Annotated in this window: 1 protein-coding gene and 3 pseudogenes; 1 reads left to right on the top strand and 3 read right to left on the bottom strand. The window is 43.0% G+C overall.

The annotated features are described in order from the left end of the window. Nucleotides 1–992: 992 nt before the first annotated feature. The 3 genes and pseudogenes from CIK04_RS30605 to CIK04_RS30595 all read right to left on the bottom strand — a co-directional run. A pseudogene (locus CIK04_RS30605) lies at nucleotides 993–1,656 on the bottom strand (IS110 family transposase); the annotation flags it as partial. A 3-nt stretch (nucleotides 1,657–1,659) separates the two neighbouring features. Continuing rightward, the gene (locus CIK04_RS30600) at nucleotides 1,660–2,997 is read right to left on the bottom strand and encodes an IS4-like element ISVvu3 family transposase (protein WP_011149570.1); all 1,338 of its coding nucleotides are present in this window, start codon (nucleotides 2,995–2,997) and stop codon (nucleotides 1,660–1,662) included. 81 nt (nucleotides 2,998–3,078) lie between these two features. Beyond that, nucleotides 3,079–3,393, bottom strand: a pseudogene (locus tag CIK04_RS30595) (transposase); the annotation flags it as partial. A 199-nt stretch (nucleotides 3,394–3,592) separates the two neighbouring features. On the opposite strand from CIK04_RS30595, the pseudogene CIK04_RS35890 reads away from it, so the two are divergent. Next, a pseudogene (locus CIK04_RS35890) lies at nucleotides 3,593–3,715 on the top strand (DUF3265 domain-containing protein); the annotation flags it as partial. Between the last annotated feature and the right edge of the window lie 65 nt (nucleotides 3,716–3,780).

The following is a 3,780-nucleotide window of genomic DNA, read 5'->3' as shown; positions in this document are numbered from 1 at the left end:
TATGGTGGAATTGTGTTATAACAAACTGTTTAAGAGGGATTCGCAACGCGTGGCATTTTTACTATGCGTTGGTTTTAGTGTTTAAGGCGGTATGCGGCGGCTTCGGTATTGCGTTGCTCACCCCTTAACAGGGCGTTATGCTTAATCACGTAAAATCAGTGGTTTATGGTTTTTCTTTGTTCCCTTTGCTTTTCAGTTTGGCGTTTTTCGGCAAGTCGGCTTTTTTGAGCGCTGTTTTTCGGACACTTATTCTTTGGTGCTGAAAACTCTGAGTATTGCCTCAATCAATTGTTGGGTAAGCGCGAGGTTAGGGCGGTTGGCTCAATCAGAAATCCATTTCTAGGTTTTCAAACTTAAAACTAGATTTGCCAAAATTCCGAGCCTGATTATCAAAACTATGATTCATTTCGGTTTTCTACGTTTTGGTTTTTGTTTGTGAATCAATGTCGAGTTAATCTTGGTTCTGGTCAAACGTAAGCCATTGAAGCTTAAGCATAACAAAGCGTTTAAGTGGGATTTGGCACGCGTGGCATTTTCGGTTTGCGTTGGGTTCAGTGATTAAGTCACTGTGCGGTAGCTTTTGTATTGCGTGCCTGCACCCCTTAACGCGGCGTTATGTTTAATCACGTAAAATCAGCCGGTTGCATCTTTTCTTTGTTCCTTCGCATTTCCAATGTTGGTCTTGTCGGCAAGTTGGCTTTCGGTGGTCGCTGTTTTCCGGACTCCAATTCGTGGGCACGAAAAATTCTGAGAGTTGCCTCATTAAAGCTCAGTGTGTTTGTGATTCGAAAAAAGCGTCTTGGTTTCAAAGTTTGAGCTCCAGTTTTCGGTTTCTCACGTTAAAACTCAAAGTCAGCGCATCAAAATTATGAGTTAATTCAGCTTTTTATCTTCTAGCTTTGGTTTTCAAAGATAAGTCGAGTTAAGCTCTTGGTATCGCAAAACTTAACCCTTTGAGYCTTAAACATAACAAGAGACTATGGCGTCAATAGTTAATTTTTGGCGCTATCTGCCATTCCACATACAGCCATCTCTAAGCATTGAATTTAGAATAACTACCATCTTTCTGACGCAGGCAATGAGCGCTACTTTTTTGGGTTTTCCAGCAGCCAAAAGTCGTTGATATGTTTCTTTAAATACAGGGTTACATTGCATCGCTGACATCATGGCCATGTATAAAACAGTCCTTACTTGCATCCGTCCACCTTTGATCATTCTCTTGCCTTTGAAACTGCCACTTTCACGCGTAATGGGTGCAACCCCGATTAAAGAGGCTGCTTGTTTGTTGGTGATGTAACCGAGCTCAGGAACGTTACTAATAAGTGACGCTGCGGCGATTTTCCCGATACCAGGGACGCTCTGCAGTATCTCGTTTTTAGCTTGGTAGTCAGGGCAAGTTTCTATGAGTTTTTCGATTCTGTTTTCTACTTTTGCAATCTGATTTTTGAGAGCAGTTAAGATAGGTTTGATTGAAGATGCAAGTGATTGAGGAAGGATTTGATGTCGATTCTTTTCCATCGTTTGCATTGATAGTAATTGGTTTCGTCTAGTGACTAAGTCGCTCATTAAACGTATGTTTTCACTTTTTAATTGCGTGAGTTTTGGCTTGATTGCTTCGGCGTAGTGGGCGATAAGCGCCGCATCTAGGCGCAATGTAGTTCACTTAAGAGGAGCTGCCTTGCGATTAACAGGATATCGGGTCTTTGATATTTTTACCGCCCTAGGCCGATTTGGCTTAGGGCGTTTGTCTATAAAAAGGATGGATAAGTCTCCGCGCAGACTTTTTAGACGCTTCGGTGTATTACCTGGAGATACCGCTTTGCTCATTACTTTCAGTTGACTAGCGATGAACTGACAAGCGTATTTAAAACTGATTTCATTGGCCATTCGACCATGTGCTACGGCCGCTTGACTGGCTTCTCGTCTTACCAAGTTATAACCAAGCAACAGCCCCCATAACTCTTGATAGACAAGCTCGACCGTCTTACTCCTCAGCACTAACGCGTTGTGCTGCATCGAACTTTTTATGTCTCTGTACCCTAACTCAATTTCCCATCTCTCATGGTAAAGCTCGGCTACTGATTCCGCATCGTACTCTTCCCTAGGCAAAGACGTAAACACTGTTTTGTGCTTACCTTGTACTTGATAAGTAACGGCTCTGACTTGCCATTTTTCAGGTAGGTTAGGATTTTTCTTGCGAGCCTGTGGAGAGACTTTCATTTCTACCAACATGTCGTCGCTCTCTTCATCGTCCAGAAGTCTGAATTTCACCCCTTTCTTCGCTGGTAACAACCAATGCCTGTTGGAGCCACTATTTTGGAGAGAAAGAAGTAAGTCTGCGCCATAAAACCCCTTATCTAGTAAAGTCACTGAGTTATCAGGTAGAGAGTCAATAAAGGGCATTGCAAGCGGTATTTCACCACGACGATAGGGGCTTATAGCTGCGTCTACAATGACATGTGAGCGAACATTCATCATTGTCACCACCCTAAGTACTGGATGAGGTGTCTGCCTCTCGCTGGATGTATTACCTGACCCAAAATGTTCTCTTAGTTCTGATGTATCAGCGGTTCGAAAAAGAGCCCCATCAATAGCGAAGACTTGTAAGCCTTGCCAAGTATCCTCGGGGTAACGCTCTAGACCCCATGTGTGACTGCATTGTCTAAACAACCATTCTGGAGCAGCTTTACCAAGGCGTTGCCTTGCTTGCGTTAAAGCACTTTTAGCTAGCAGTTCCTCATCGGCTAAGCCCTCGGCACAGACATTCATTCGCCGTGCGACTTCTGCAATAGACTCATTGCGGAAAAACGCCATTCCAACAATAAGCCAAAGAACCATATCACTAGGTAAACGACGTCGACGAATTGTCGCTTTATCGGAAAGTGTTGCCGCTTTAGCAACCCACTCATCAGGAATATGCTCGGAGAAGGTGGTTAGCTGAGCGACATCAACAGGACTCTCTTCAAGAAAGTCAGCAAAATAGTTTTGGATAGACATAAAAAATCGGAAACCTATAAACAGGTTTACCGATTGTCTCTCATCAGAAGGATCGGTCAACCGATCCTTATCTGATCTACATTGCGCATCTAGGCGGTCGTTTTTCGCTTTATTGCCAAGAGCACCAGAAAACTTTTTGATGTGTAATGGGTTAGCGATGACATAAGGCAGATTGGCTTTTTCACACGCTAAGATGAATGGCATCTCCAATCGACCGGTTGCTTCAATAACAATCCGTTCTGGATGATATTTAGCAATAGTGCGAACGGCTTGTTTGATGCCTTTTTCATCATTTGTGACATTAAAATAGATATCGAGAGGGCGGATATAGATATCAAGTTGTGTCTTACCTGTATCAACGCCGACATTAATGTTTTGAAGTGTATTTGTATTCATAATAAGCTAACTCTTGCTTGCGAAATGCGGGCTCGAGACCCAGAAGACTATTCGAGTGTGATGCTTGGAGTTCTATCTGATGTTCGTTCTTGTTATCGGTCTCTCAATAGAGGAGCCAGCGTTCAATCGAACTATCAGATAGAGAACTTTAGTTGCAGCTAAAGTCTGGGTCTCACCTTACCCTGATTCGTTAGTTATTATCCATACAAGGCGTTTAAGAGGGATTCATGCCGCGTGGCATTTTTGGTWTGCGGTTGGTTTTGGTGGTGAAAGTGGTCTGCGGAAGGTTGGTTTATGCGGCATTCACCCCTTAACGCGGCGTTATGTAAAACATTTTAAATTTAAGATGGTTGATGAAAAAATTTAAAAGTGACCAAATTCCTAGAA

The organism is Vibrio sp. 03_296 (assembly GCF_002265885.1).
This window is presented reverse-complemented; position numbering and strand designations above follow the sequence as displayed.